Source organism: Catenulispora sp. MAP12-49 (assembly GCF_041262705.1).
GTDB lineage: Bacteria > Actinomycetota > Actinomycetes > Streptomycetales > Catenulisporaceae > Catenulispora.
This window is the reverse complement of the sequence record NZ_JBGCCP010000005.1, coordinates 100,685-126,017: the sequence shown is the minus strand read 5'-3', so window position 1 is coordinate 126,017 and position 25,333 is coordinate 100,685. Positions and strand designations below refer to the sequence as shown.

Sequence of the window (25,333 nt, the reverse complement as noted above, 5' to 3'; positions counted from 1 at the left end):
CGGTGGTGGCAACCGCCGCGCCGCCGCCGCTGTGGTCGGCGCTCTGAGTCTCGGTGCTCTGCGTCATCGCGTCCCCTTCCGGGCCGGTCAGATCTTCTCGACGATGCCCTGCAGCAACGTCCCCAGGGACGCCGCCGACGCCGCGCCGGTCTCCGTGACCTCTTCGTGCGACAGCGGCTGGCCGGTCATGCCGGCCGCGAGGTTCGTCACCAGGGAGATACCCATGACCTCGGCCCCCGCCTCGCGGGCCGCGATCGCCTCCAGCGCGGTGGACATGCCGACCAGGTCGGCGCCCCAGGCGCGGAACATGTGGATCTCCGCCGGGGTCTCGTAGTGCGGGCCGCGCAGCGCCAGGTAGACGCCCTCGGCCAGGGTCGGGTCGACGGTGCGGGCCAGCGCGCGCAGCCGCTCGGAGTACAGGTCGGTGAGGTCGACGAAGCGCGCCCCGACGATCGGCGACTCGTTCTGCAGGTTCAGGTGGTCGCTGATCAGGACCGGCTTGCCCGCCTGCATGTCCGAGCGCAGGCCGCCGCAGCCGTTGGTGAGCACGACGGTCTTCACGCCGTTGGCCACCGCGGTGCGCACGCCGTGTGCCACCGAGGCCACGCCACGGCCCTCGTACAGGTGGGTGCGGCCCAGGAACACCAGCACCTTGTTGCCGCCGACGGTCACCGAGCGGACCTTGCCCGCGTGTCCGACCACACCGGAGGCGGCGAAGCCGGGCAGGTCGCCGACCGGCGCCTCCCAGTCCGGGGTGCCGAGCCCGTCGGCGGCCTCGGCCCAGCCGGAGCCCATGACCACGGCGACGTCGTGCTGCCCGGCCAACTCGGTGAGGCGGGCGGCGGCCGTCTCGGCCAGCCGGTAGGGGTCCTGGGGGGCGTCAGCGCTGTTCGTCACCTGGTGAGCGTACAGCGCCGGGTCTGTGAACGCCTGACGCCCGATGCCCGATGCCGGACGGCGGTCGTCAACAAACGGTGCCCTGAGACCCGGTGCCCCGAGAACCGGATCCCCGAGACACCAGTCCCCTCAGACCGCCACGAACCCCGGCGCCGGCTCCTCGCCGAGCGGTGCCGGCAGCGCCGAGATCACCGGCGCGTCCGCGCGCAGGTGGCGCACCTGCGAGGACATGAACGTCAGCCCGGTCGCCCCGACGATCACCCCGGCCGCGCCGAGCTGCACCGCCTTGGTCCCGAAGGCGTTCGCCGCGGGGCCCGCGACCAGGTCGCCGAGCGGGGAGGCGCTCAGCGAGCCGAGCGCGTCGTAGGAGTAGACGCGTGCCAGCTTCTCCTGCGGGATGTGCCGGGTCAGCGCCACGGTCCACAGGATCATGAAGTACTCGCCGGAGAAGCCGGCCAGCACCGACACCGCCGAGATCGCCCACAGCGGCCCGCCCAGACTCATCACCAGCGGCGGCAGGGCGAAGGCGAAGGTGAGGATGGTGCCGACGAACATCGGCCGCTTCACCTGGTACACCAGCCCGGCGATGCCGCCGAGCAGGATGCCCAGGCCGTCGCAGCTGACGATGGTCGCCCAGGCCGCGGCGCCGCCGAGGCGGGTCTTGGCCACCTCCGGACCCAGCACCAGGAACCCGCCGAACCAGCCGGCCAGGACCGCCGCGTAGCAGGCGATGACCGCCCACAGCCAGGTGCGCGAGCGCACCTCGGCCCAGCCCTCGTGCAGCTCGTGCAGCATGCCCGGCGCCTTCTCGGCGACCCGCTCCAGCGCGGTGACGGTGATCCGGATCAGCGGTACCGAGCCGAGCAGCAGCAGGACCCCGTCCAGGCCCATCGCCCAGCCCGGCCCGAAGACCGAGACCAGCACGCCGCCCAGCGCCGAGCCGATCATCAGCATCGAGGACTGCGCCAGCCGGGACAGCGAGGACGCGGCCTGCATCCTATCCTCGGGCACCAGCCGCGGGATCAGCGACTGCGACGAGGGGTAGAACAGGGCGCCGCCGGTGCCCATCAACAGCGCGGCGACCAGCAGGTTCCAGGTGTTCGCGGCATGCGTGAACATCATCAGCGCGGCCAGGCCCTCGCCGGCGGCGGCCGAGAGGTTGGCGGCCAGCATCACCCGCTGCGGCCGGAACCGGTCCGCCAGCACTCCGCCGACCAGCGTGAACACCAGCATCGGGGCCAGCTGCGCGGCCAGCACCAGGGACACCGCGGCGGCGTTGCCGTCGGGGTGCGCTGTGGACTTGGTCACCTCGAGCACGGCGAAGGACAGCGCCACCGACGAGATGCCGGTCGCCGATGTGGACAGCAGGCGTTCCAACAGCACCAGCCGGAACTGGCTGAGCCGCAGGACGGTGAGGGACTCGCGGAAGGTCTCCTTCAGAGACGTCGGTTCCGCTACCCGGCTGATTGAGGGCGCTTCCGCCGCGAAGTCCTGGGCGGGGTTGCTCACGGTTATCTACCTGGTTTCTGAACTGGTCGCTAGCCGACCCAGGCTATCCGGTGCCGCCAACCAATTTTTGTGGGAGACAATGGAGCACGTGACTCGGATCGTGATCATCGGCGGCGGACCTGGCGGCTACGAGGCGGCGCTGGTCGCCTCCCGACTCGGCGCGGAGGTCGTGCTCGTCGAGCGCGACGGCGTCGGTGGCGCCTCGGTGCTCACCGACTGTGTTCCGTCCAAGACGCTGATCGCGACCGCCGACGTGATGTCCTCCTTCGAGTCGGCCGAGGAGCTCGGCATCCGCATCGGGGGCACGTCCGTCGGCAGCAGCTGTGTGACCGGCGTCAACCTGGACAAGGTCAACCGCCGCGTGAAGAACCTCGCCTCGGCGCAGTCCGTGGACATCGCCGAGTCGCTGAGCAAGGCCGGCGTGCAGATCGTCAAGGGCCGCGGCCGCCTCACCCCGGACCGCCAGGTCGAGGTGGACCTGGCCGACGGCACCGTCGGGATCTACCACGCCGACGTGATCCTGCTGGCCGCCGGCGTGCGCCCGCGCGAGGTGCCCGAGGCGATGCCCGACGGCGAGCGCATCCTGAACTGGAAGCAGGTCTACAACCTCAAGGAGCTCCCGCCGGAGCTGATCGTGGTCGGCTCGGGCGTCACCGGCGCGGAGTTCGCCGGCGCCTACCAGGCTCTGGGCTCGGCGGTGACCCTGGTCTCCTCCCGCGACCGGGTCCTGCCCGGCGAGGACGCCGACGCCGCCGAGGTGCTGGAGAGCGTCTTCCGCCGCCGGGGCATGCGCGTGCTGTCCCGCTCCCGCGCCGCCTCGGCGGTCCGGGACGGCGACCGCGTGATCGTGACGCTGGAGGACGGCCGCACGGTCGAGGGCTCGCACGTCCTGATGGCCGTCGGCTCCCTGCCCAACACCGAGGGCCTGGGCCTGGAGGAGGCCGGCGTCGAGCTGACCAAGAGCGGCCACATCGAGGTGGACCGGGTCTCGCGCACCTCGGCGCCCGGCGTCTACGCGGCCGGCGACGTCACCGGCGTGCTGCTGCTGGCCTCGGTGGCCGCGATGCAGGGCCGCATCGCGATGTACCACGCCCTGGGCGAGGCGGTGTGGCCGATAAACCTCAAGCGGGTCTCGTCCAACATCTTCACCAGCCCCGAGGTGGCCACGGTCGGCCAGACCAACGTCAACGCGCACCACGGCTCGCCCGGCTTCAACGAGTACAAGCTGGCGCTGGACTCCAACCCGCGCGCCAAGATGCTGGGCTTCAAGGACGGCTTCGTGAAGCTGTTCTCCCGCAAGGGCTCGGACACGATCGTCGGCGGCGTGATCGTCGCCCCGCGCGCCAGCGAGCTGATCCACCCCATCACCATGGCGGTGGACCTGCACCTGACCGTGGACCAGGTGGCGTCGGTGTTCACCGTGTACCCGTCGCTGTCCGGCTCGGTCGCCGAGGCCGCGCGCCGCCTGCACGCCGACGTCAAGGACGAGGACTGATCCCGCCCCAACCCGCCCGCAGGCTTGTCCGAGCCCTTGTCTGAGCCCTGATACGGCTGCCAGGATGGTCGCCGTCGGGAGGGTTACCAGTCGGTAGCGGCAGGGGGCGTCAGACGTGAAGGTCCCGCACAGCGGTGCCCGGTTCCAACTGATCGCGGCTCTGGTGATCGGCGGTCTCGTGGTCGGGGCGGCGGTGGTCTGGAACGCCGGCGGGGCCGGCGGCGACTCGGATCCGTGTCAGCCGGCATCGCAGAGTGCCGCGGACAAGACCGGATCGCAGCTGTGCGCGGCGCTGAAGAAGGCGGGACTGCCCGCGCTGCTGGGCGTCCCGGGCGCGAAACCCGTGTACGCCGGCCAGATGACGGTGCCCGGCAGCTCGCCGGAGGTCCACGTGGAGTGGAACGTGGGGCCGTACTCGGTGATCCTGTCGACCGGCCAGGCCGCCATCGCCAAGCCGACGGAGCAGGTCGCCGGACATCCCGCGGCGCTGCTGTCCGGGACGTCCGGCGGGAAGCAGGTGAACCGGCTGGAGGTGGACTGGAGTGCCGCCGGCGGCACGGGGGTCTACGCGGTGGACGTGATGATGGTGGACGGTTCGGCGATGGCGCAGAGCGACGCCGGCCGGCTGGAGCGGACCGTGGCGGCGAAGGTGTTGCCGGGGTTGCCGGAATGGCACGCCGGTTAAAACGCATATTCGAACGCCCGCAACGCCCGCAACGCCCGCAACGCCCGAAACGCTCGCAACGCCTGCAACGGATATGGCGTAGACAGCCGTGAGGAATACCGGCCGCCTACGCCACAATGTTCGATTCCGCTGATTCGGCTGATTCGGCCGAGTCGGTGAATCAGAACCCGGATGAATCAGAGTCCGCAATCACCAATCCGAACCGCCGCCGCCCCAATCCGAACCACCGCCTCCGGCATCGCCTCCGCCGCCGCCCCAGTCGCTGCCGCCCCAGTCGGTCGAGCCGCCGGAGTCGCCCCAGCCGCCGCCACCGCTGTCGCCGCCGGAGCCGCCATCGCCTCCGCCGCCACCGAAGCCGCCGTCGCCCCAGCCGCCGCCGTTGTCGTAGTAGTTGTTCTCGACGTAGCCGCCGTCCCCGCCGAACATCGAGCCCATCGCCGTCCCGATCAACAGCGCCGGCAGTATCGACCCGCCGTAGTACCCGCCGGCCCACGGCGCGTACACCGGTCCCGCGTTGTAGTACGGCTGCGGTCCGTAAGCCGTCTCGACCTCGCGCACCTGCGGGTACTGGCCGGTGTCCACCCGCGTCATGTCCGCGGCGCACGCCGGCACCGGACGCGGCGCGCCGCCCGGCGGAGCCCACGTCACCTCGCCGACCGACGGTCCGTGCCGCGGGTCGAAGAAGCACGGCGGCCGCCGCTCCGGCAGCGGAGTCCCCTTCCGGCGCGCGTCCAGGGTCGCCAGCGCGAACCGCCCCTCGTCCAGCGCCTCGGTGACCTTCTTCATGTCGTCCGGCCGTGCCGCCGCCGCGGTCGCCGTCTTGGCCGCCTCGTACTGGTCCAGCGCGGTGCTGTAGTCGGCGCGCATCTCGTCGGTCGCGGCCGGGTCGCCCGGGGAGAAGTCCAGACGGTCCAGCACCTCGCCGTAGGCGGTGATGTCCTCGTCGACGGCCTGCTTCAGCCCGGCCAGCTCCGCGGCGCGCCGCTGGTTCGCCCGCCGCTTCTTCCGGCTGTTCACCGCCAGCCAGGCGCCGCCGCCGGCCACCGCCAGCACCGCGATCAGCACGAGCGCGCCCGAGCCGGACTTCGAGGAGGAGGAAGAAGACGAAGACGGGCTCCCGTTCGGATTCCCGCGGCCGTCGGCGGCCACCGCGGCGTCGACGGAGGAGACGAACGAGGTCAGCACCGTGTCCAGGTTCCCGCCGCTGCCCTGTGCTGCGGCGAGGGCGAGCTGGTTGGCCTGTCCGGTCCGCAGCGTGCCGGAGAAGTCCAGGGCCTGGAAGCTGTGGCCGACGCTCGCGGCGTAGACGCCCGGCTGTCCGACCTTGTTCCGGAACTGCTGCAGCAGCGTGGACTGGTGGAACGTCGGGTTGTCCGGCAGTACCGCGATGAACACCTGGGTGCCCGAGTGCATCCCGTGGATCTGCGCCACCACCGCGTCGACCTGGGCCGAAGTCAGCTGGACCGGCGCGGCGGGGTCGATGTAGACCGGCTTGTCCTTGAGCGCCGCCGCGACCGAGTCGACCGACGACGGCGAGTCCGCGTGAGCGGTGCCGCCTATGGCGAACAGAGAGAGCAGGAGTGCGAAGCCCGCAAGAAGGACCGCGAACGTCCTCCTTCCCCGGCGGGCGAGAACGTGTTCCATGTCCCGAGGCTAACGGATCCGCGAAACGAAGGCCCGCCGTACGCGATGCGTACGGCGGGCCCGACCGGCCACGCCGGGATTCAGTCCTTGATCTCGCACAGCACGGTGCCGGCCGTGACCGTCGTCCCGACCTCGGCCGCGATCGACGTCACCGTCCCGGCCTTGTGCGCGTTGATGGGCTGCTCCATCTTCATCGCCTCGAGCACCACGATCAGGTCCCCGGCGGCGACCTCCTGGCCCTCCTCGACGCCGACCTTGACGATCGTGCCCTGCATCGGCGCGGTCAGCGAGTCGCCGGAGACCGCGGCGCCGCCGGAGGCCTTGCCGGACCGCTTCGGCGCGGCCTTGCCGCCCGCGCGGCCCGCGCCGCTGGAGGCCGACACCCCGAGCTCGGCCGGCAGCGACACCTCCAGGCGCTTGCCGCCGACCTCGACGACGACCTTGGTGCGCTCGCCGGCCTCCGCGGCCTCGCCGGGGGTGCCGGCGTAGGGCGGGATGGTGTTGTCGAACTCGGTCTCGATCCAGCGCGTGTGCACGTGGAACGGACCCTCCTCCGGCGTGAAGGCCGGGTCGTCCATCACCGCGACGTGGAACGTCAGCGCGGTGGGCATGCCGTCGATCTCGAACTCGGCCAGCGCCCGGCGGGCCCGCTCGACGGCCTGCTCGCGGTCCCGGCCCGAGACGATCAGCTTGGCCAGCAGCGAGTCGAAGTTCTGGCCGATCTCGGCGCCCTGCTCGATGCCGGAGTCCAGGCGCACGCCCGGGCCCGACGGCGGCCGCCAGGTGGTGACCACACCGGGGGCCGGCAGGAAGCCGCGGCCCGGGTCCTCGCCGTTGATCCGGAACTCGAACGAGTGGCCCCGGACCTCCGGGTCGCCGTAGCCCAGCTCCTCGCCGTCGGCGATCCGGAACATCTCGCGGACCAGGTCCAGGCCGGTGACCTCCTCGGTGACCGGGTGCTCGACCTGCAGGCGGGTGTTCACCTCCAGGAAGGAGATGGTGCCGTCCTGGCCGACCAGGAACTCGCACGTTCCGGCGCCGTAGTAGCCGGCCTCCTTCAGGATCGCCTTAGAGGCCCGGTAGAGCTCGGCGGTCTGCTCCTGGCTCAGGTAGGGCGCCGGGGCCTCCTCGACCAGCTTCTGGTGCCGGCGCTGCAGCGAGCAGTCCCGGGTGGAGACCACGACCACGTTGCCGTGCTTGTCGGCCAGGCACTGCGTCTCCACGTGCCGGGGCCGGTCCAGGTAGCGCTCGACGAAGCACTCGCCGCGGCCGAAGGCGGCGACCGCCTCGCGCACCGCCGAGTCGTACAGCTCGGGGATCTCCTCCAGCGTCCGCGCCACCTTCAGGCCGCGGCCGCCGCCGCCGAACGCCGCCTTGATCGCCACCGGCAGGCCGTTCTCGCGGGCGAAGGCCACGACCTCGTCGGAGCCGGAGACCGGGTCCGGGGTGCCGGCCACCAGCGGGGCGCCGGCGCGCTGCGCGATGTGCCGGGCCGACACCTTGTCGCCGAGCGAGCTGATCGCCGCCGGCGGCGGGCCGATCCAGGTCAGGCCGGCGTCCATGACCGCCTGCGCGAACTCGGCGTTCTCCGACAGGAAGCCGTAGCCGGGGTGCACCGCGTCGGCGCCGGAGTCGGCGGCGGCCTTCAGCAGCTTGTCGATGACCAGGTAGGAGTCGCCGGGCGTCGACCCGCCGAGGGCGTAGGCCTCGTCGGCGACCCGGACGTGCAGGGCGTCCCGGTCCGGGTCGGCGTAGACCGCGACGGAGCCGAGGCCCGCGTCCCGGCACGCCCGGGCGACTCGGACCGCGATCTCGCCACGATTGGCGATCAGAACCTTGCGCACGGCGGCAATCCCTTCCCAGTGGGTAGTCGTTCGCAGTTTAGGGCCGTATGCGTGAACCGGCTCTACGATGCGGACGTGGTTCGCGCCACTTCGGGGGACCCGCCGCGACCCCCGCCGTACCCGTATGCGCCTTTCGACGTCTCTTTTCTCCCTCTCAAGGTGGATGCGTCCTCGGACACCGACCGCTACGCTTTTCCCGGAGTAACGCGATACAACGCGAACACACTTGGGGGACCGGATGAACGGGCCAGGCTCCTGGGACGGCCGTAGTGCCGAGGAGGTCTTGTACGAGGCGCGTAAAGCGCTGTACGTCATGGTCGGCTTCATCGCCGTCATCTGGGCCTTGCAGGTGGTGAACTGGGCGACGAACTACCAGCTGTCCACCCACTTCGGCATCGTCCCCCGCAACGTCGGCCACCTCGGCGACATCATCTCCTCTCCGTTCCTGCACTACAGCTGGCAGCACATCGAGAGCAACAGCGGCCCGCTGTTCGTGTTCGGGTTCCTGGCCGCCTACCGGGGCGTCCGCAAGTTCCTGATGGTGACCCTGATCATCACCTTCAGCAGCGGGCTGATGGTCTGGTTCGCGCAGGGCAACTCCAACACCGTCGGCGCCTCCGGCCTGGTCTACGGCTACTTCGCCTACGTCATCGTGAAGGGCCTGTTCGACCGGCACCTGGTGGACGTGCTGATCGGCTGCGTCATGGCGCTGTCCTACGCCTACCTGCTCACCGCCGCGCTGCCCGGCGTGCCGCACGTGTCCTGGCTGGGCCACCTCGGCGGCGCGATCGGCGGCGTGCTGGCCGGCTGGCTGCTGCGCGAGCGCGGCGCCGCCAGGGAGGTCGAAGACGGCGGGGGCCGCGAGCCCCTGGGCGACGGCGGCGGCCTGTCGGACACCAAGATCCTGTCCGCGCCGGCGAAGGACGGTGGCCGGAAATCGGCCAAGGGCGGTAGTCTCCCGGGCAGCCCGCGGTCGGACCTCCTGAAGGAGCTCGACGATCTCGGGTTGTGATTCCCGAGAGGCGTGGGTGGGGTGCGGATACAACGCAGAGCACGGTCTGTCGTCGCCGGTGTCGCCGGCACCTGCCTGATCACGGCGGCGATGGGGGTCCTCGCGGCGACCCCGGCGCAGGCCCGCGGATCGGCGAGTCTGACGCTGGGACCGAACAACGGCGCCCCGAACACGCCCTTCACGGCCAGCTTCCACATGAATGCCGCCGGCGGGCCGGCGGGGTGCGCGGGCGGCTCGGTCACCTTCACGTTCGACAACACCCCGGTCGGCTCGGCCGGCCTGGACCAGACCTGCACCGCGACCACCACGCTGGCGGTGCCGGCGACGGCCGGCGCCGGCGCGCACAAGGTCCGTGCGACGTCCGCAGGAGCGCCGCAGAACGCCTCGGCCACGGCGAACTTCACGGTCACCGCCGGCGCGCCCACCAATACGGCGACCACTCCCGGCGCCCCGACGACGCCGTCCACGGACGCGGGCTCCCCGTCGTGGTCGAACTCGACCACGCCCTACCCGGGCTGGACGGCTCCGCCGTTCGCCAGCCAGGTGATCCCGACCTCGACCGGGCCCTGTGACACCTCCGGCCCGCACGCGGCCGCGCCGGACAAGGCCTTCCTGCAGATACCGGCCTACTCGGTCGGGGCGCACGCGCCGAACACCGGGTCCAAGGTCGTCGCCGAGCCGGCCACCGGCGCGCTGCCGATCCTGTCGGTGGGCCCGGCCGGGATGATCCCGCCGCAGCTCGGGGACGGCCAGCACCCGTACAAGTACCTCGAGCTGATGGAGACGATCGACCCGAACGTGTCGTCGAAGCTGCGGCTGGCCGCCGCGGCCGGCGAGCCGTTCGGATGCCTGCACGTGGAGTCGTTCGGCGGGCCGGGCAGCGGCTACGGCTACCTGTCGTACGCGCTGAAGGACGCGACCGTGATCAGCGTCCAGGACGCGAACCAGGACGGCTCGCCGTTCCAGACCGCCGAGCCCTCGGTGGCCGCGCCGAGCACCCCGGTGCCGGCGACCAGTGGCAAGCCGACCGGCAAGGAGACCGGCAAGGGCAAGGCGCCGGCGGCGCCCCCGGCGGCTCCGCCGACACCGACGCCCACGGCGAAGTTCGAGAAGGTCGTGCTGGGCTACTCGTCGCTGACCTGGGAGTACCAGGAGGCCGCCGGCGGCGCGCAGGCGCCGATCCACCGTGGCGCGGGGACCATCGTCCCCCCGCCGCCGCCCGCGCCGCTGTCGTACTCGAACCTGGTGTTCGCCTTCGGCGGCCTGGTCGCGGCGGCGGTCGCGTTGATGTTCGCGTACCACTCGCGGCGCCGGGACCTGGCGCGCCGCCAGCGGCGGCGGCGCGCGACGCACGCTTAGGGGACGGTCGGGGCGATCAGGGCGATCAGGGCGATCAGGGCGATTCTTTTGGGCGTTCTCAGCCCTGGTCGAAGCTGAGCTCCGCGGCGGAAACCGTCCCGGCGCTGCGGCCCGGCGCCTCGTGGTACTGCCAGTACAGGTTGGTGTGCGCGATGACGGCGCCCGGCGCCGGGGCGCCGTAGGAGCTCAGGTCCTCGGTGGTGTGCGCGTCGCTGACCAGGAGGGCGTCGTAGCCGCGGGCGACGGCGCCGTGCAGGGTCGAGCGGATGCAGGCGTCGGTCTGCGCGCCGGTCACCACCAGGCTGCCCACTTTCAGGCCGGCCAGCAGCGACTCCAGGTCGGTCTCCTCGAACGAGTCGCCCCACTGCTTCTGCACGTTCGGCTCGTCCTCGCGCGGGTCCAGTTCCGGCACGATCTTCCACGGCTCCGAACCGGCCGTCCGGTTCTCCCCGGCGTCCTGGATCCACACCACCGGAACGCCCGCCGCGCGCGCCTTGCCGACGACCGTGTTGATGTTGGCCACGACGGCGTCCCGCTCGTGGTTGCCGGCGACCACGCCGTTCTGGACGTCGATGACCAGGACGGCCTTGTTCGGGCGATTCTCGAGAGTGCTCATCTCCTCAAGCTAACCGGGGCCGGTGACAACCGCCCACCGATTCAGATCTTGCCGACCGGGCTCACAGCGCGTAGCCGAGACGCTTGATCCCATTGATGAAACTGGACGTCAGCCGGTCGGGCTCGCCGACGCTGCGGATGCTCGGCGCGCGAACGAACAGCTCCCGCAGCAGCGCGGTCATCTCGGTCCGGGCCAGGTGCGCGCCGAGGCAGAAGTGCGGGCCGGGGCCGCCGAAGCTCAGATGCGGGTTGGGGGAGCGGGTGATGTCGAACCGGTCGGGGTCGGCGAAGACCTCGGGGTCGCGGTTGGCGGCGTTGTAGAAGAGCAGGACCTTGTCGCCCTTCTTCAGCGGTGTGCCGTTGAGGTCGTAGTCCTGTGTCAGGGTGCGGCGGAACTGCGTCACCGGGGTCGCGTAGCGCAGGATCTCGTCGAGGGCGCCGACGATGTGCTTGTCGAAGTCGCTCTGCAACAGCGCCATCTGGTCGGGATGGTCCGTGAGGAGCTTCAGGCCGTGGGACAGCGCGGTCCGCGTGGTCTCGTTCCCGGCGACCACCAGCAGGATGAAGAAGGAGCCGAACTCCTGGTCGGTGAGGGCCTCGCCGTCGACGTCGGCGTTCACCAGCTTGGAGGTCAGGTCGCCGGTGGGCCGGCGGCGGCGCTCCCGGCCCAGGGCCGCGGCCAGGTGGTGCAGCTGGCGTCCGGCGCGGACCAGGCGGTACAGCGCGACGGGGCCGACCAGCTTGGTGCGCAGCGGGCCCGCGTCGTCGGGGACGCCGGTGTACTCCGGGTCGCTGCCGGCCACGATGCGGTTGGTGTGCGCGTGGACCATGGCGTGCCGGTCCTCGGGGATGCCCATCATGTCGCAGATGACCTGCATCGGCAGGCGGGCCGCGGCTTCGGCGACGAAGTCGCCGGTGCGGCGGGTGAGCAGGCCGCTGACGATCTGGGTGCAGGCCGCGTCGATGTCCGTCTTCAGTGCGCCGATCAGCTTCGGCGTGAAGGCGCGGGAGACGATGCGGCGCAGCCGGGCGTGCCGGGGGTCGTCCATGTTGATCATCGAGCCGAAGTAGGCGGCCAGGTAGCGCGGCATGTCCGGGATGCTGTTGGAGGTCGGCTCGCTGCTGAAGACCTCCGGGTGCCGGCTGGCCGTCACGACGTCGGCGTGGCGGGTCAGGGCGTAGTAGCCGGCGCCGGGCTTGATGAGGGGGAACCTGGGCTCGGCGAACAACGGGGCCGCGGGGCGCGCTCGGAGCTCGGCGAAGGCGGCCATACGCTGGTCGTAGGGCAGGGACCAGAAGCGGTTGTCGGACAGGTCGATGCCCGAGGGGTCGGGGTCGGTACCGGTGTCTGTACTGGTGCCAGAGTCGGTGGCCATGGGGTCAGCTTGACACCGGACTCTGATACGTCAAGCCTTTCCGGTGATCGCATGGTCACTTTGCGGAACGGCCGGGCCGCAGGATCCTGACGGCTACCGGCCGCGGCGTATTCGGCGGCGGTCGCGGGAGGCGGCGCTGCCGTCGGCCGCCTTCTCCTCGACCCGGACGAGGTGGCGCGCGGTGGCGGCCACGGGACGCTGGATGCCTTCGCGCTTGGCCTCGTACTGGGCCGCGTCGGCGAGGCGGAAGAGGGTGTCGCGGTTGCCGACCGGGCCGGCGGGGCCGTCGGTCGCGGCGTACCCGACCGCGGCGCCGGTGATGCCCTCCAGCTTCGAGGCCCGGGCCGCCAGGTCCTCGGCGAGCTGGCTGACCGCGGACCAGGGCTGGCCGACGACCAGGACACAGAACTCGTCGCCGCCGATGCGGGCCGCCAGAGCGCCGCTGACGGTGCCCGCCACCGCCGACAGGTGCCCGGCCAGCTGCTCCAGGACGGCGTCGCCGGAGTCGTGGCCGGAGGTGTCGTTGACCTGCTTGAGCCCGTTCACGTCGCAGATGATCAGCGCTACCGGCAGGCTGGTGAGCCGGTGCAGCTCCATGGCCTCGTCCAGCCCCACCTCGATGGCCCGCCGGTTGGCCAGCCCGGTCAGCTCATCGGTGTAGGCCAGCCGCTCCAGGTACTCCTGCCGGTCGGCCTGCGCGAGCCCGGCGCTGACCAGGGCCGCGAGCGTGGCGGCGAAGTCCAGGTCGGCGTCGGTGTAGGGCTCCTGGTCGGCGGTCCGGGCCGCGTACAGCTCGCCCCAGACCTGCCCGGCGAAGAAGATCGGCGCGATGAGCGCGCTGTCCCGCCGCCGCAGCCGCAGCGAGGCGGTGCGCCGCGGGTCGGCGTCGGCGTCGTCGCTGCGCAGCGTCCAGGGCCGCGGGTACTCCTCGCTCGTGATGCGCGGGAAGTCCGACGGCGCGTACCACTCGTCCTCCGGGCACCGCTCTTCGAAAGGATGCAGGTCCCCGTGGTTGAGCAGCACCCGCAGCTGCCCGGTGGCGCGCACGAACTCCGACAGCGAGACCACCCGCGCGTCCAGCGCCTTGCGCGACTCCTCGGCCACCACGGTGATGACCTCACTGAACCCGTGGACCCGCGCCAAAGCGCGGGCCAGGTCGGTGAGCGCACGCAGCCGAACCGAGGCTTGATCAGCCATCGTCGCGAGGCCCGCCGTTCGGAGTCACGGGACCACGCTAGGTGATCTCCCCCGCCTGTGCCACTTCACCCGTCCGGGCGACGGTCCACAAGATCCACCCCCGCTGTCGGTACCGTGACCCGACGTGACCGGAGTCGACCACCCCACACCCACGGCCGAAGACGGCCTCACCGCCGCCCGCACCCGGGCCGCCGAGCTGGGGGTGTCGGTATCCGAATACGTCCGCGACCAGCTGCGCCGGACGCGCGGCGAGGAGGCTTGGGAGCGGGCGCTGGCGGAGGCCGGGGCGGGGGAGGCGTTCCCGCCGGCCCAGCCGGGGGTTTCGGGGGAGTAGGTCAGGGGACGGCCGGATACGATGTACATAGGAAGCCTTGCTCGATGTACATCAGATGGAGGCCATCATGTCCACCACCCAGATCGACATCGATCTCGACTTGCTGAACCGGGCCGCGGAGATACTCGGTACCTCGACGAAGAAGGCCACGGTGAACGAGGCGCTGCGGCAGGTTGTCGATCAAGCGGTTCGACGACAGCACGTCGAGGAACTCGCCGCTGGAGCACTACCGGACCTCAGCGATCCCGCGGTGATGGACAACGCATGGCGGTAGCTCTCTACCTCGCCGACACGAGCGTGTGGGCTCGACTGGCCCAACCAGCGGTGCGCGGTGCCATAGAGCCGCGGATCGAGCGGGGCCTCGTCGGTACCTGCCCGATTGTCGACCTGGAGATCCTTTACAGCGCGCGCAGCGGTGCCGAGCATGATCACTTCTCGGCTCGGCGTCGTGCGTTCGAGTACTTCCCGTTGACCGACGAGATCGCTCAGCGGGCGATCGAGGTACAGAACCTCTTGGCGCACGGGGCCCAGCACCGATCGGTGTCCATTCCGGATCTCATCATCGCGGCGACGGCCGAACGCTTCGGCCTTACCGTGCTGCACTACGACGACGACTACACCCGCATCGCCATGATCACAGGACAGCCGGTCGAGTGGGTGGTGCCTCGCGGCACCGCGGACTGATCGCCGACCAGCGGGGACCGGCGGACGATCGGCGGGGCCGCCTGGTCCGGCACAGCCGGACCAGGCGGCCGACCTCAGCTCTGCGCTGCTCAGCTCTGAGCCAGCCGCGTCCGCGGCCCCGCCCGCAGCACCTGCGAGGGCAGCGTCCGCCCGACCGCGCGCTCGGCGTAGGCGGCCGTGTCCAGCAGGGCCTCCAGGTCCACGCCGGTGTCGATGCCCATGTCCTCGACCATGTGGACCAGCTCCTCGGTGGCGATGTTGCCGGAGGCGCCGGGCGCGTAGGGGCAGCCGCCGAGGCCGCCGACCGAGGCGTCGAAGTCCGTGACGCCCAGTTGCAGCGCGGCCAGGACGTTCGCCAGGCCGGTGCCGCGCGTGTTGTGGAAGTGCAGGTTCAGCGGCTTGTCGGCGTGGGCCGACCGGGTCTCGCCGATCAGGCGGGTCACGCGGGTCGGGGTGGCCATGCCGGTGGTGTCGCCGAAGGACAGGGAATCGGCCCCGTGCGCCGCGGCGGTGTTCACCACCCACATCACGCGCTCGGTGGGGACCTCGCCCTCGTACGGGCAGCCCCACGCCGTGGACACGATCACCTGGACCGTGGCGCCGCGGCCGTGGGCCAGGTCGATGATGGCGGCGATGTCGTCCAGGGACTCGGCGGTGCTGCGGTTCAGGTTCTTCTTGTTGTGCGTGTCCGAGGCGGAGACGACCACCTCGATCTCGTTGAACCCGGCGTCCAGGGCGCGCTCGGCGCCCTTCAGGTTCGGCACCAGCGCGGAGTAGCGCACGCCGGAGGCCCGGGTCATCTGCGCGGCGACCTCGGCGGCGTCGGCCATCTGCGGGATCGCGCGGGGGTGCACGAACGACACCGCCTCGATGCGCGACACGCCGGTGCCGGACAGTCGGTCGATCAGTTCGATCTTGGTCTGGGTGGAGACCGGGTCCTCGTTCTGCAGGCCGTCGCGCGGCCCCACTTCCCGGAGCGACAACGCTGTCGGCATATCGGTCATGGGACCGATGCTAATCGCGATGTCTCACACTGTGGAATGTGAGGGCGGTCACGAGCCGGCGTATCAGCAGCTCAGCCCGCGGTCCTCAGCCCGCGACACCCTCAGCCCGCGGTCAGCGCCGAGGGCTCGATCTCCCCGAGTCCGCGCACCATCCGCGTCCCGATCGGCTCCAGCTCGAACGTGGAGTCCGAGGCCAGCGCGGCCGCCAGCTCCGGGTCCACCACGATCTGGTCCGGCTCGGCCAGCGAGGTCAGCCGCGCCGCCAGGTTGACCGTGGTGCCGTAGATGTCGCCGTTGCGCTGCACCACGTGCCCGTACGCCACGCCGATGCGCAGCTCGGGCACCGCCTCGGTGCGCCGCATCGCGCCCAGCAGGTCCAGCGCGATGCGCGCGGCCCGGGCCGGGGAGTCGGCGGCGAACATGATCTCGTCGCCCAGGGTCTTGATCAGCCGGCCGCCGCCGTAGGCGACGGTGTCGGCGGCGTTGGCCTCGAACACCGACACCAGCCGGGCCAGCTCCTCCTCGGAGAGCTGGCGCGAGAGCCGGGTGAAGGACACCAGGTCGGCGAAGCCGACGGCCTGCAGGCCCTCGGCGTGCTCCTGCATCTGCTGCCGGACCCGCCCGGCGGCCGCGGCGAGCTGCCGGCGCCAGACGTAGACCAGCAGCTCCTCCAGCTCCGGCAGCACCCGGCGGCCGATCCGGTAGCCGAACTCGGCCATTTGCTCCGAGCCCACGCCGGCCGTGTCGAAGGCGTCGAACAGCACGTCGACCTGCCATTCGGCGAGCCGGGCCGTGGTCTGCCCCATGGAACGGGCGACCTGGACCGCGAAGTCCTCGGTGAACAGCCCGCTGCGCGGCATGCCGCCGAGCCGCAGCAGGGCGTCCACGTCGGCGTCGGTGAAGGCCCGGGCCTGGCCGACGTCGGCGAAGCCCATGGCCCGCCAGTAGCGGCGGGCCTCGTCGTAGGGGATCCCCGCGGCCTTGCAGACCTCGTAGGCGGTGTGCCGGGGGACGCCGCCGAGCAGCAGGGCCTCCAGCTCGTCGCCGCCGGCCTTGCGCTTGGCGCGGGATCGGGACGGGGACGGGGACTGGGGCTGCGGCTGCACGTCGGGCAGGTTGGCCGCGCCGGACGTGCCGGGTCCGGCGGGGCCGCCTGCGGTGCCGGGTGTGCCGTTGGACGCGGCGCCCGATGCTGTGCTGTTCGAGCCGGCGGTGTTCGACGCGGTGCCGTTCGACCCGGCACCGGAGGCAGCAGACCCGGCACCGGAGGCGGCAGCCCCGGCCCGCGCCGACCGGCCGGCCGGACCGCCGTTCCGGGCCGTGTTGCCCGCCCCGGAGGCCTTGCCGTTCCGGGCCGCGTCGCGGCCGCCGTCCCCCGGCACCCTGCGCGCCATCGTCTTCCGCAGCTCCTGCCCTGGTCGCCGTCGTATCGCCTGCGTACTGCTGCTTCCCGCCGGCGTACTGCTGATTCTCGCCTGTGTCTGCTACTTCTTGCCGTGGTGCTCCTCGGGCTCGGCCAGCGCGGCCGAGCCGTCGGCGCCGACGTTGCTGATCAGGTTGGTCAGCTCACGCTGGGTGGACTCCACGTGCGGGATGTCCTCCAGCTGCTCCTGACCGTGCTCGCCGGCCGACTCCACCACCAGCGTGCCACAGCCCAGGATGCGGTCGAGCAGGCCGTTGTGCTTGAACGACACGTCGTTGATCTTCACCAGGGGCATGTCGCGGCCCTCGCGGTGGATGAAGCCCTCGCGGATGATGAGGCGCTTGTTCGTGACGATGTAGTTCTTGTTCAGCCAGATGACCCACGGCCGGACCGTGAAGACGATGATGGCGATCAGCGCCAGCGCGCCGACGCCGATCGCGGCGACCTTCTGCGTGTTGCCGCTGGTGAGCCCGGCCGCGGCGCCGAACACGGCGACCGCGACGATCAGGTTCAGCACCGGGAGGATCAGCGCCTTCCAGTGCGGACGCATCGCGAGGTCGATCTGTTCGCCCGGCGCCAGAAGGTGCTTGGGGTAACCCATTGCCGTCACCACTCCCTCAACTCCGCGCCTCCCCCCTGTGAGGAAGCGAAGGTGTCTTGTCGCCACGCATACTGGCAGACAATAGGACCGCTTGGCAGTTACTTGCTGGTGACAGGGTCTTGTCATCTGAGATGAACGACATCGCCCGCTCCGAACGCCCGCTCCCCGTCGGCGTTCCGCACGAGCAGACGGCCGTCCCCGTCCAGCCCCACGGCCTCGCCCTCCACCGGCTCCCCGCCCGGCAGCTCCACCCGCACCCGCCGCCCGAACGTGGCGCACGAAGCGGCATAAGCCGAGGCCAGACCGGATGCCATGGGGTCGCCGCCGGTGACGCTCCAGTCCGTGTACCAGCGTTCGATCTCCCGCAGCACGGCCCGCAGCACGGTGTCCCGGTCGGCGGCCTTCGCGTCCTCCAGCACGAGCGACGTCGCGTGCGCGGCGGGCAGCTCATCGCGCCGCAACGAGACGTTGAGCCCCAGCCCCACCACAGCCGCCGGCCCGCTCGGCGTCTCGACCCGCTCGACGAGGATCCCCCCGAGCTTGCGCGCGGCACCATAAGCGGTGTCCTTATTACTACTGTCGGTTTCATTGGCGGCCCCGGACTCGTCCACCACGATCAGATCGTTCGGCCACTTCAACCGCACCGGCACCCCGGACACGGCGTCCACCGCCGTCCGCACCGCGGTCCCCGCCAACAACGGCAGCCACCCCCACCGCACCGCCGGCACATCCTTCGGCCGGAGTAGCACTGACAGGAACAACCCCGAACGCGCCGGCGCCGTCCACGTCCGCCCCAACCGCCCCCGCCCCGCACTCTGCGCCTCGGCGACGAGAACGTACCCCTCGTCCTTCCCAGCCCGCGCGGCCTCGGCCACATCCGCGTTCGTGGACCCGGTCTCCGGCACGATCTCGACCCGCCGCCAGAGCCCGCCGGGGCGGACTACAGCCTTGTTCACCGCCAGCTCACGGAGGGGCGGGCGGTCGAGATCACTGTAAGGCGATTGACGTCCGTTCGAATCCTCCGCGCCGGTCATGTCCAGATCCCTTCGCTTCGGTCGGTTCCTGCTTCATCGACGACTGCCGGAACGCACTCCGGGCTTACACCGCCTCCACAGGCGTTTAGCCTCTCCCTACGTCCCAGGGCGAGGATGTTGCGGGCCGCGTTCACATCACGATCATGTCGCATTCCGCAGGACGGGCAGTCCCACTCCCGGATGCGGAGCGGCATGTGCTTGACGCGAGTGCCGCAGCACGAACAGGTCATCGTGGTCGGGGCGAACCGGTCGACCTTGGCGAAATCCCGTCCCGCTCGGTTCTCGCGGATGATCCGAGTGGACTCCTGGTGGTGCCAGTCACGGCGCCGGTCGGCGACTCTCGCGTATTGCCGCGCCAGCTTCGACCGGGCCTTCTCCCGGTTGGCAGAGGATTTCTGCTTCCGGGACAACTCCCGGTGCAGCCGTTTGAGCTTCCGCTCGGCCTGCCGCAGGAACCGTGGTGCGGCGATCTTGGCTCCGTCGGACAGAGCCTGCCGTCGTCGCGGAGGGTGAAGGCATTGGACATCAGCCGAATCGCCTGCCGCGGGTCACGCTTCGACTTGAAGCGAGGGAGGTTGACCGCCGGACCGCTTCGCGTGCCCCGCCTGGACGCGAAGAAGGCACGGTAAGCGCGGTTCAGGTCGCGCAGCCGTCGTCGATGAACCCCTGCCCGGCCGCGAATGCCTCCTGCCGCAGGGCGATGCGCTCGCCCGGGCATTCGGGTGTGCCCGGGTGGTGTACAACGACGGCCTACGCCGCTGCGCTGCGTCCGGATACAGGCGGTACCTGTAGCGCAACAGCATGCAGCCGATGTTATGGCTGTCCAGCGCGCCGACGGCGAACATTCGCGCGATGATGGCCCGAACGAGTGATCGACGGCCTCCCCGCCGCCCGCTGGTTCGTGTGGACAGAATCACGGTCCGCCGCCCGGGGCATCGTGCCTGATACGCATTAAAGTGACCACCGTGACCGACGCCGAAGCCCCCTCAGCCCACGCACCCCACACCACGGCGGGCAAGCTCACGGAGCTCCGCTCCCGCCTCGACACCGCGATCCACGCCGGTAACGAGCGTGCGGTGGAGAAGCAGCACGCCAAGGGGAAGATGACGGCCCGCGAGCGGATCGAGTATCTGCTCGACGACGGCTCCTTCATGGAGCTGGACGAGCTGGCCGTGCACCGTTCCGCGCGCTTCGGCATGGAGCGGAACCGGCCCTACACCGACGGTGTGGTCACCGGCTTCGGGACCGTGGACGGCCGGCAGGTGTGCGTGTTCTCGCAGGACGTCACCATCTTCGGCGGGGCGCTCGGCGAGGTGTACGGCGAGAAGATCGTCAAGGTGCTGGACCTGGCGCTGAAGTTGGGCTGCCCGATCGTGGGGATCAACGAGGGCGGCGGGGCGCGCATCCAGGAGGGCGTCGTCTCGCTGGGCCTGTACGGCGAGATCTTCCGGCGCAACGTGCTGGCCTCCGGGGTCGTGCCGCAGATCTCGCTGATCATGGGCGCGGCGGCCGGCGGGCACGTCTACTCCCCGGCGCTCACCGACTTCGTGGTGATGGTCGACCAGACCTCGCAGATGTTCATCACCGGCCCCGACGTCATCAAGACCGTCACCGGCGAGGACGTCTCGATGGAGGACCTGGGCGGGGCGCGGGCGCACAACACCAAGTCGGGCAACGCCCACTACATGGGCGCCGACGAGAAGGACGCCATCGACTACGTCAAGGGCCTGCTGTCCTTCCTGCCGAGCAACAACCTCGAGGACGCCCCCGAGTACGACGTGCTCGGCGACCTGGAGGTCACCGACCAGGACCGGGAGCTGGACACCCTGGTCCCGGACTCGGCGAACCAGCCCTACGACATCCACAAAGTCATCGAGCACGTCCTGGACGACGGCGACTTCCTGGAAGTGCAGTCGCTGTTCGCCCCGAACATCGTGGTCGGCTTCGGCCGGGTCGAGGGCCGCACCGTCGGCATCGTCGCCAACCAGCCGATGCAGCTGGCCGGCTGCCTGGACATCGACGCCTCGGAGAAGGCCGCGCGCTTTGTGCGCACCTGCGACGCGTTCAACGTCCCGGTCATCACCTTCGTCGACGTCCCCGGCTTCCTGCCCGGCACCGACCAGGAGTGGAACGGCATCATCCGGCGCGGCGCGAAGCTCATCTACGCCTACGCCGAGGCCACGGTGCCGCTGCTGACCATCATCACGCGCAAGGCCTTCGGCGGCGCGTACGACGTCATGGGCAGCAAGCACCTCGGCGCCGACCTGAACGTCGCCTGGCCCACCGCGCAGATCGCGGTCATGGGCGCGCAGGGCGCCGTCAACATCCTGTACCGCAAGGAGCTCGCGGCCGCGCAGGACCCGGCGGCCGAGCGGGCCCGGCTCATCCAGGAGTACGAGGACGAGCTGCTGAACCCCTACGACGCCGCCGAGCGCGGATACGTCGACTCGGTGATCGAGCCGTCGCAGACCCGGGCCTACGTCATCAAGGCGCTGCGGGCGCTGCGCTCCAAGCGGGAGACGCTGCCGCCGAAGAAGCACGGGAACATCCCGCTGTGAGCGGCCAGGAGAACGGCGCGCAGGCCGCCGCCCCGGCCCCGGCCGCGGCCCCCGAAATCAGGGTCCTGCACGGCAACCCGACCGCCGAGGAGGTCGCCGTGGTGGTCGCGGTGGTCGCCGCCGCGGTTGCCGGTTCGGCTTCACGATTGGGTAACGATGCCGGTCCCCGGCGCCGCCCCAGCGGCTGGACCGCGCGTGAGCGGAGCGTGCGTGCCCCGCTGCACCCCGGCCCTGGTGGATGGCGGGCCTCGGCATTTCCGCAAGCCCGCTGACCGGAGGGCGTCCCCGTCTACTCCGAAAGGAGTAGACGAACAAGATCACGTCATCTGTAGGGGGATTCACAGGTTCCACCCGAAGTCGCATCCGGTCCGTCGGGCCTGGCGAGTACAGTTGACAGCATTAGAGAAACGTTAAGGCTCCGCTAAGTGGGGGGTTCCCAGCAATGCCGACGTCCATTTCCACACGGCGCCCAATACGTGCGCTGACGATGACGATCGCCGTCGGCGCCGTCGCCGGGCTCTCGCTGACCGCGTGCTCCTCCTCGGGCAGCGCCGGCGGCGGCAGCGGCAGCGGCAGCGGCAGCGGCGGCAAGACGCCGACCGAGGCGCTGGCTGCCGCGGTGCACAACATCTCCAACGGCAACGCCGAGTCCTTCCAGCTGTCGCTGAAGCCGGACGACGCGATGATCGCGGCGATGAACAAGGACAGCTCCGACCCGCAGTCCGCGCAGATCGTCAAGAGCGTGTTCGGCAACGGCGGCGTCGTCGTGAAGTTCACGGCCAGCGCCGACAAGCCGCTCAAGGACCTCAAGGCCGGGGAGAACCCGAACGTCGAGTTCGACGTCACCGCCGGCGGCACCGAGCTGTTCGACGTCCGCAGCGTCGGGGGTGCGCTGTACGCGAAGGTCAACGTGCCGCAGTTCCTGCAGCTGTCCGGCAAGCCCGCCTCGTCGCTGACCGCCCAGCTCGGCCAGGTGCCGCCGGACTTCCAGGCGCCGCTGCAGGCCCTGATGGCCGACAAGTGGGTCGGGGTCAGCGCCGCGGACGTCAAGGGCCTGGAGCAGACGCTGAAGAGCCTGGAGAGCGGCGGCGACCTCGGCTCCTCGCCGACCACGTCCGCCAGCCCGGGCACCCAGATGCTGGCCGGCGTGGAGTCCGAGCTGATGAAGGCCCTGACCCAGGACGCCACCGTCACCGACAAGGGCAGCGGCCAGTACGAGGTCAGCGGCAAGGTCAAGACCATCGGCCAGGACGTGCTGCAGGCCCTGGGCCCGGTCCTGAACTCAGTCCCCGGCAAGTCCAAGTCCGACCTGGACCAGCTGCGCACGGGCCTGAACTCGGTGCCGGACAGCGAGAACATCACGTTCGACATCTGGGTCAAGAGCGGCCAGATCAGCGAGCTGCAGGTGGACCTGGCGCAGTTCCTGCCGGGCGACAAGACCGGCGGCGGCCACCTGCCGGTGGACGCGAAGTTCAGCCAGAGCGCGGGCTCCGTGAGCGCGCCCGGCGACGTCACCAACGTCGACGTGCAGAAGCTGCTCTCGGCCTTCGGCGGGGCCGGCCTGTAAGGGTTCTGCGGCGGCGGGGAGTCCTCATCCGAGGGCTCCCCGCCGCCGTTTGCCGTCTGCGCGGTTTGTCCGCGCCTGCCCGCGCCTATTCCACGGCCGCGGTCCAGTACGCCGTGTAGTTCAGCCCCAGATCGGCCATCAGCTTGCGCAGCAAGGGCTTCGACAGCCCGATCACATTGGAGTGGTCGCCCTCCAGCCGGTCCACGAAGGCGCCGCCGAGGCCGTCGATGGTGAAGGCGCCGGCCACCCGCAGCGGCTCGCCGGTCGCGACGTAGGCCAGGATCTCCTCGTCGCTCGGCTCGCCGAAGTGCACGACGGTCGCCGCGACCTCGCCGGCCTCCTTGCCGGTGGCGCGGTCGACCAGCCAGTGGCCGGTGAGCAGGACGCCGGAGCGGCCGCGCATCGCGTACCAGCGCGCCACCGCCTCCTCGGGGGTGTCGGGCTTGCCGAGCGGACGGCCCTCGAACTCCAGGACCGAGTCGCAGCCGACGACCAGGGTGCCGTCGGTCTCCGGGAAGGCGGCCACGGCCCGGCACTTGGCCTGCGCCAGGGCCAGCGCGACCTCCGAGGGGCTGGCTTGCGGGCCGAGCGCCTCCTCGACGGCGTCCTCGTCGACGCCGCTGACCAGCACGCGGGGGGCGAAGCCGGCCCCGCGGAGCAGGGCCAGGCGGGCGGGGGAGGCGGAGGCCAGGACGAGCGGGGGCACAGGTGTGGGCATTCCCCGACTCTAGCCGGGCTTCGGGCGGGGCTTCCGGCGCTCCGGTTGCAGGCCGGTCAGGCGGTGTCAGGCCACGTCGGCAGTGTCAGGCCGTGTCAGGCCGTGTCAGGCATCTCAGGCCGTGCCGGCGGTGCCAGGCGGCGTCCGCCACGCCGGCAGTGTCAGGCCGTGGTCGGCGCGCCGTTCCCGGGCAGCGGACCGCCGCTGCCGCCGGCCGGCGGGGCCGGGTCCACCGGCCCCGGCTCCGGCTTCGGGGCGTTCGGCGTCACCATCGCCACCGCCAGGGCCCCGGCCACCAGCACGAACACGCCGCCGAGCAGGAACAGCTGGGTCCAGCCGGTCAGGCCGGTGACCACGATCGTCACGAACAGCTGCAGCGCGGCGATGGCCATCATCAGGCCCTGCATGAAGGCGGTCAGCACCATCCCGAACGCCGCCAGCACCAGGATGATCGCGCCCAGCAGCAGCGCCGCGCCCAGGCCCAGGTTCAGGGCGATGGCGACGATCTTCAGCAGCCCGGGCCCGGCCAGGCCGAACTTCACCCCGTTGCCGAAGGACACGAAGCCGTAGAACGCGGCGGCCACGATCAGCGTGCCCAGCGCCTCGGCGGCCAGTGCCACCGCTCCGGCGAGGATCAGTATCTTGCGTCCCACGGCGGCTCCCGATCCCGACGACGGCGTATTGGACGGTTCGTTGAAAACTACTCGCCGGTAGCGGGCCGTACAAGAGGGTTGATGACTCCCGATCGGGTGAAACACTGGTCGCACTTACGGCGGCACGCGGATCAAACGCCGGAAAACGGACGGCGGTCGACCTAGGATCTTGCGCCGTGAGGGCACCGGACCGACGTACTGCGCTGCGGGCGGGGCTGGCCGTGTTGGGGACGGCCGCCGCGTCGGCGGGCCTAGCGGGGTGCTCGGACGGGAAGGGCACAGGCGCGGCCGGGTCGGCCGCGCCGGACACCCCGAATCCCGCGACCCCCGCCGGCCCGGTGTCACCCTCGAGCCCGGCCTCGCCCGCCGACCAGGCGCCGCCGTCGAGCCGCGCGCCGGCCCCCGGCGAGGTCGACCACGCCGGCACCGGCCGCGCGCAGGTCGCCCTGACCTTCCACGGCGACGGCGACCCGCAGCTGGCCCAGGCCCTGCTGAAGGAGGCCGAGGCCGGCCAGGCCCGGCTCACGGTGCTGGCCGTCGGCCGCTGGCTCGGCGAGCACCCGGAGATGGCCCGGCGGGTCCTGGACGGCGGCCACGAACTCGGCAACCACACCGAGAACCACGTCGACATCTCCCGCCTGTCGCCGTCGGCGGCGTTCACCGAGATCCAGGCGTGCGCCGCGCGCCTGCAGAAGCTGACCGGCTCCCCGGGCGTCTGGTTCCGGCCCTCGCAGACCCAGCACGCCGACGCGATGCTGGTCGAGCAGGCCCGCCGCGCCGGGTACCGCACGGTCCTGTCCTACGACGTGGACCCGCTGGACTACGAGGACCCGACGGCCGCGCAGATCACCGAGCGCCTGCTGGCCGCGGTGCGTCCCGGGGCCGTCGTGTCGATGCACCTGGGGCACCAGCACACGGTCGCGGCGCTGCCCGCGGTGCTGGCCGGCCTGAAGTCCCGCGGCCTGGCCGCTGTCACCGCATCGGAGCTGTTCTCGTGACGCGCACCCCGCAGGACCGGCGCAGTACCCCCGACGCGCGGCGGACGCGGCCGGTGAAGGCCTCGCGGCCCTCCCGGCCCTCCCCGCGCACACGGCGCAGGCGGCGGGCCGTGGCGGCGCTGGCCG

Annotated in this window: 26 protein-coding genes; 12 read left to right on the top strand and 14 right to left on the bottom strand. The window is 71.3% G+C overall.

Annotated elements, in window-relative coordinates; translation table 11 throughout:
* Positions 1-87: 87 nt before the first annotated feature.
* Both ABIA35_RS13005 and ABIA35_RS13000 read right to left on the bottom strand, forming a co-directional pair.
* Complete coding sequence (locus tag ABIA35_RS13005) at positions 88-897, bottom strand: purine-nucleoside phosphorylase (RefSeq protein WP_370358044.1); 810 nt, start codon at positions 895-897, stop codon at positions 88-90.
* 129 nt (positions 898-1,026) lie between these two features.
* Positions 1,027-2,406 (bottom strand): MFS transporter, encoded by a 1,380-nt coding sequence (locus ABIA35_RS13000; RefSeq protein ID WP_370337060.1) that lies wholly within the window; start codon positions 2,404-2,406, stop codon positions 1,027-1,029.
* A gap of 79 nt (positions 2,407-2,485) precedes the next feature.
* On the opposite strand from ABIA35_RS13000, the gene ABIA35_RS12995 reads away from it, so the two are divergent.
* Positions 2,486-3,901, top strand: a complete 1,416-nt coding sequence (locus ABIA35_RS12995) for an NAD(P)H-quinone dehydrogenase (protein ID WP_370358043.1) — start codon at positions 2,486-2,488, stop codon at positions 3,899-3,901.
* Between the two features lie 115 nt (positions 3,902-4,016).
* Positions 4,017-4,586: a DUF6215 domain-containing protein gene (locus ABIA35_RS12990; RefSeq protein ID WP_370358042.1), complete on the top strand. Its 570-nt coding sequence runs from the start codon at positions 4,017-4,019 to the stop codon at positions 4,584-4,586.
* 189 nt (positions 4,587-4,775) lie between these two features.
* Here ABIA35_RS12990 and ABIA35_RS12985 read toward each other — a convergent pair whose 3' ends face one another.
* Positions 4,776-6,230: a hypothetical protein gene (locus ABIA35_RS12985; protein WP_370358041.1), complete on the bottom strand. Its 1,455-nt coding sequence runs from the start codon at positions 6,228-6,230 to the stop codon at positions 4,776-4,778.
* Between the two features lie 80 nt (positions 6,231-6,310).
* A complete protein-coding gene (locus ABIA35_RS12980; protein ID WP_370337066.1) occupies positions 6,311-8,074 on the bottom strand; it encodes a biotin carboxylase N-terminal domain-containing protein in 1,764 nt (587 codons plus the stop codon).
* A gap of 238 nt (positions 8,075-8,312) precedes the next feature.
* Between ABIA35_RS12980 and ABIA35_RS12975 the strand changes: the two genes are divergently transcribed.
* Positions 8,313-9,086: a rhomboid family intramembrane serine protease gene (locus tag ABIA35_RS12975; protein WP_370337068.1), complete on the top strand. Its 774-nt coding sequence runs from the start codon at positions 8,313-8,315 to the stop codon at positions 9,084-9,086.
* 21 nt (positions 9,087-9,107) lie between these two features.
* Positions 9,108-10,445 carry a hypothetical protein gene (locus tag ABIA35_RS12970; protein WP_370358040.1) on the top strand — a complete coding sequence of 446 codons (1,338 nt, stop codon included), beginning with the start codon at positions 9,108-9,110 and terminating at the stop codon, positions 10,443-10,445.
* A 58-nt stretch (positions 10,446-10,503) separates the two neighbouring features.
* On the opposite strand, the gene ABIA35_RS12965 is transcribed toward ABIA35_RS12970, so the two are convergent.
* The 3 genes from ABIA35_RS12965 to ABIA35_RS12955 all read right to left on the bottom strand — a co-directional run bounded on the left by ABIA35_RS12965 (position 10,504) and on the right by ABIA35_RS12955 (position 13,633).
* Positions 10,504-11,061, bottom strand: coding sequence for an isochorismatase family protein (locus tag ABIA35_RS12965; RefSeq protein WP_370358039.1), 558 nt, complete (start codon positions 11,059-11,061; stop codon positions 10,504-10,506).
* Between the two features lie 61 nt (positions 11,062-11,122).
* Entirely contained in the window at positions 11,123-12,436 is a 1,314-nt protein-coding gene (locus ABIA35_RS12960) for a cytochrome P450 (protein WP_370337074.1), read from the bottom strand.
* A 93-nt stretch (positions 12,437-12,529) separates the two neighbouring features.
* Positions 12,530-13,633, bottom strand: coding sequence for a GGDEF domain-containing protein (locus ABIA35_RS12955; RefSeq protein ID WP_370358038.1), 1,104 nt, complete (start codon positions 13,631-13,633; stop codon positions 12,530-12,532).
* 124 nt (positions 13,634-13,757) lie between these two features.
* Here ABIA35_RS12955 and ABIA35_RS12950 point away from each other — a divergent pair, with 124 nt between their 5' ends.
* From ABIA35_RS12950 to ABIA35_RS12940, 3 genes are all read left to right on the top strand, one after another.
* Entirely contained in the window at positions 13,758-13,967 is a 210-nt protein-coding gene (locus ABIA35_RS12950) for a hypothetical protein (RefSeq protein ID WP_370337078.1), read from the top strand.
* 67 nt (positions 13,968-14,034) lie between these two features.
* Positions 14,035-14,241 carry a type II toxin-antitoxin system VapB family antitoxin gene (locus tag ABIA35_RS12945; protein ID WP_370337080.1) on the top strand — a complete coding sequence of 69 codons (207 nt, stop codon included), beginning with the start codon at positions 14,035-14,037 and terminating at the stop codon, positions 14,239-14,241.
* The gene (locus tag ABIA35_RS12940; protein WP_370358037.1) at positions 14,232-14,651 is read left to right on the top strand and encodes a PIN domain nuclease; all 420 of its coding nucleotides are present in this window, start codon (positions 14,232-14,234) and stop codon (positions 14,649-14,651) included. Before ABIA35_RS12945 ends, ABIA35_RS12940 begins: the two co-directional genes overlap by 10 nt.
* A gap of 89 nt (positions 14,652-14,740) precedes the next feature.
* Here ABIA35_RS12940 and ABIA35_RS12935 read toward each other — a convergent pair whose 3' ends face one another.
* The 5 genes from ABIA35_RS12935 to ABIA35_RS12915 all read right to left on the bottom strand — a co-directional run bounded on the left by ABIA35_RS12935 (position 14,741) and on the right by ABIA35_RS12915 (position 19,201).
* Positions 14,741-15,655, bottom strand: coding sequence for a hydroxymethylglutaryl-CoA lyase (locus tag ABIA35_RS12935; protein WP_370337084.1), 915 nt, complete (start codon positions 15,653-15,655; stop codon positions 14,741-14,743).
* A 101-nt stretch (positions 15,656-15,756) separates the two neighbouring features.
* Positions 15,757-17,049, bottom strand: coding sequence for an adenylate/guanylate cyclase domain-containing protein (locus ABIA35_RS12930; RefSeq protein WP_370358036.1), 1,293 nt, complete (start codon positions 17,047-17,049; stop codon positions 15,757-15,759).
* Between the two features lie 90 nt (positions 17,050-17,139).
* Positions 17,140-17,679 carry a PH domain-containing protein gene (locus tag ABIA35_RS12925; protein ID WP_370337088.1) on the bottom strand — a complete coding sequence of 180 codons (540 nt, stop codon included), beginning with the start codon at positions 17,677-17,679 and terminating at the stop codon, positions 17,140-17,142.
* 122 nt (positions 17,680-17,801) lie between these two features.
* Positions 17,802-18,713 (bottom strand): biotin--[acetyl-CoA-carboxylase] ligase, encoded by a 912-nt coding sequence (locus ABIA35_RS12920; RefSeq protein ID WP_370337090.1) that lies wholly within the window; start codon positions 18,711-18,713, stop codon positions 17,802-17,804.
* The gene (locus ABIA35_RS12915) at positions 18,710-19,201 is read right to left on the bottom strand and encodes an RNA-guided endonuclease InsQ/TnpB family protein (RefSeq protein ID WP_370358164.1); all 492 of its coding nucleotides are present in this window, start codon (positions 19,199-19,201) and stop codon (positions 18,710-18,712) included. The genes ABIA35_RS12920 and ABIA35_RS12915 overlap by 4 nt, the downstream gene beginning before the upstream one ends.
* A 178-nt stretch (positions 19,202-19,379) precedes the next feature.
* Here ABIA35_RS12915 and ABIA35_RS12910 point away from each other — a divergent pair, with 178 nt between their 5' ends.
* The 4 genes from ABIA35_RS12910 to ABIA35_RS12895 all read left to right on the top strand — a co-directional run bounded on the left by ABIA35_RS12910 (position 19,380) and on the right by ABIA35_RS12895 (position 22,838).
* Positions 19,380-19,505 carry a helix-turn-helix domain-containing protein gene (locus tag ABIA35_RS12910; RefSeq protein WP_370358163.1) on the top strand — a complete coding sequence of 42 codons (126 nt, stop codon included), beginning with the start codon at positions 19,380-19,382 and terminating at the stop codon, positions 19,503-19,505.
* A 173-nt stretch (positions 19,506-19,678) separates the two neighbouring features.
* Positions 19,679-21,271 (top strand): acyl-CoA carboxylase subunit beta, encoded by a 1,593-nt coding sequence (locus ABIA35_RS12905; protein ID WP_370337092.1) that lies wholly within the window; start codon positions 19,679-19,681, stop codon positions 21,269-21,271.
* Positions 21,268-21,543, top strand: coding sequence for an acyl-CoA carboxylase subunit epsilon (locus ABIA35_RS12900; protein WP_370337094.1), 276 nt, complete (start codon positions 21,268-21,270; stop codon positions 21,541-21,543). Before ABIA35_RS12905 ends, ABIA35_RS12900 begins: the two co-directional genes overlap by 4 nt.
* Before the next feature lie 215 nt (positions 21,544-21,758).
* A complete protein-coding gene (locus tag ABIA35_RS12895; protein WP_370358035.1) occupies positions 21,759-22,838 on the top strand; it encodes a hypothetical protein in 1,080 nt (359 codons plus the stop codon).
* Positions 22,839-22,923: 85 nt separating this feature from the next.
* Here the strand turns inward: ABIA35_RS12895 and ABIA35_RS12890 are convergent, their stop codons facing one another.
* Positions 22,924-23,556, bottom strand: coding sequence for a nucleoside triphosphate pyrophosphatase (locus tag ABIA35_RS12890; protein ID WP_370358034.1), 633 nt, complete (start codon positions 23,554-23,556; stop codon positions 22,924-22,926).
* 161 nt (positions 23,557-23,717) lie between these two features.
* Positions 23,718-24,209: a hypothetical protein gene (locus ABIA35_RS12885; RefSeq protein ID WP_370358033.1), complete on the bottom strand. Its 492-nt coding sequence runs from the start codon at positions 24,207-24,209 to the stop codon at positions 23,718-23,720.
* 176 nt (positions 24,210-24,385) lie between these two features.
* Between ABIA35_RS12885 and ABIA35_RS12880 the strand changes: the two genes are divergently transcribed.
* A complete protein-coding gene (locus tag ABIA35_RS12880; RefSeq protein WP_370358032.1) occupies positions 24,386-25,207 on the top strand; it encodes a polysaccharide deacetylase family protein in 822 nt (273 codons plus the stop codon).
* The last annotated feature ends 126 nt before the right edge of the window (positions 25,208-25,333 follow it).

Bases quoted from the DNA above. Each gene is read 5' to 3' on its own strand.
- ABIA35_RS12995 (WP_370358043.1), top strand. From the start codon at position 2,486: ATGGAGCACGTGACTCGGATCGTGATCATCGGCGGCGGACCTGGCGGC.
- ABIA35_RS12985 (WP_370358041.1), bottom strand. From the start codon at position 6,230: ATGGAACACGTTCTCGCCCGCCGGGGAAGGAGGACGTTCGCGGTCCTT.
- ABIA35_RS12975 (WP_370337068.1), top strand. From the start codon at position 8,313: ATGAACGGGCCAGGCTCCTGGGACGGCCGTAGTGCCGAGGAGGTCTTG.
- ABIA35_RS12965 (WP_370358039.1), bottom strand. From the start codon at position 11,061: ATGAGCACTCTCGAGAATCGCCCGAACAAGGCCGTCCTGGTCATCGAC.
- ABIA35_RS12960 (WP_370337074.1), bottom strand. From the start codon at position 12,436: ATGGCCACCGACTCTGGCACCAGTACAGACACCGGTACCGACCCCGAC.
- ABIA35_RS12955 (WP_370358038.1), bottom strand. From the start codon at position 13,633: ATGGCTGATCAAGCCTCGGTTCGGCTGCGTGCGCTCACCGACCTGGCC.
- ABIA35_RS12945 (WP_370337080.1), top strand. From the start codon at position 14,035: ATGTCCACCACCCAGATCGACATCGATCTCGACTTGCTGAACCGGGCC.
- ABIA35_RS12940 (WP_370358037.1), top strand. From the start codon at position 14,232: ATGGCGGTAGCTCTCTACCTCGCCGACACGAGCGTGTGGGCTCGACTG.
- ABIA35_RS12935 (WP_370337084.1), bottom strand. From the start codon at position 15,655: ATGACCGATATGCCGACAGCGTTGTCGCTCCGGGAAGTGGGGCCGCGC.
- ABIA35_RS12930 (WP_370358036.1), bottom strand. From the start codon at position 17,049: ATGGCGCGCAGGGTGCCGGGGGACGGCGGCCGCGACGCGGCCCGGAAC.
- ABIA35_RS12925 (WP_370337088.1), bottom strand. From the start codon at position 17,679: ATGGGTTACCCCAAGCACCTTCTGGCGCCGGGCGAACAGATCGACCTC.
- ABIA35_RS12920 (WP_370337090.1), bottom strand. From the start codon at position 18,713: ATGACCGGCGCGGAGGATTCGAACGGACGTCAATCGCCTTACAGTGAT.
- ABIA35_RS12895 (WP_370358035.1), top strand. From the start codon at position 21,759: ATGACGATCGCCGTCGGCGCCGTCGCCGGGCTCTCGCTGACCGCGTGC.
- ABIA35_RS12890 (WP_370358034.1), bottom strand. From the start codon at position 23,556: ATGCCCACACCTGTGCCCCCGCTCGTCCTGGCCTCCGCCTCCCCCGCC.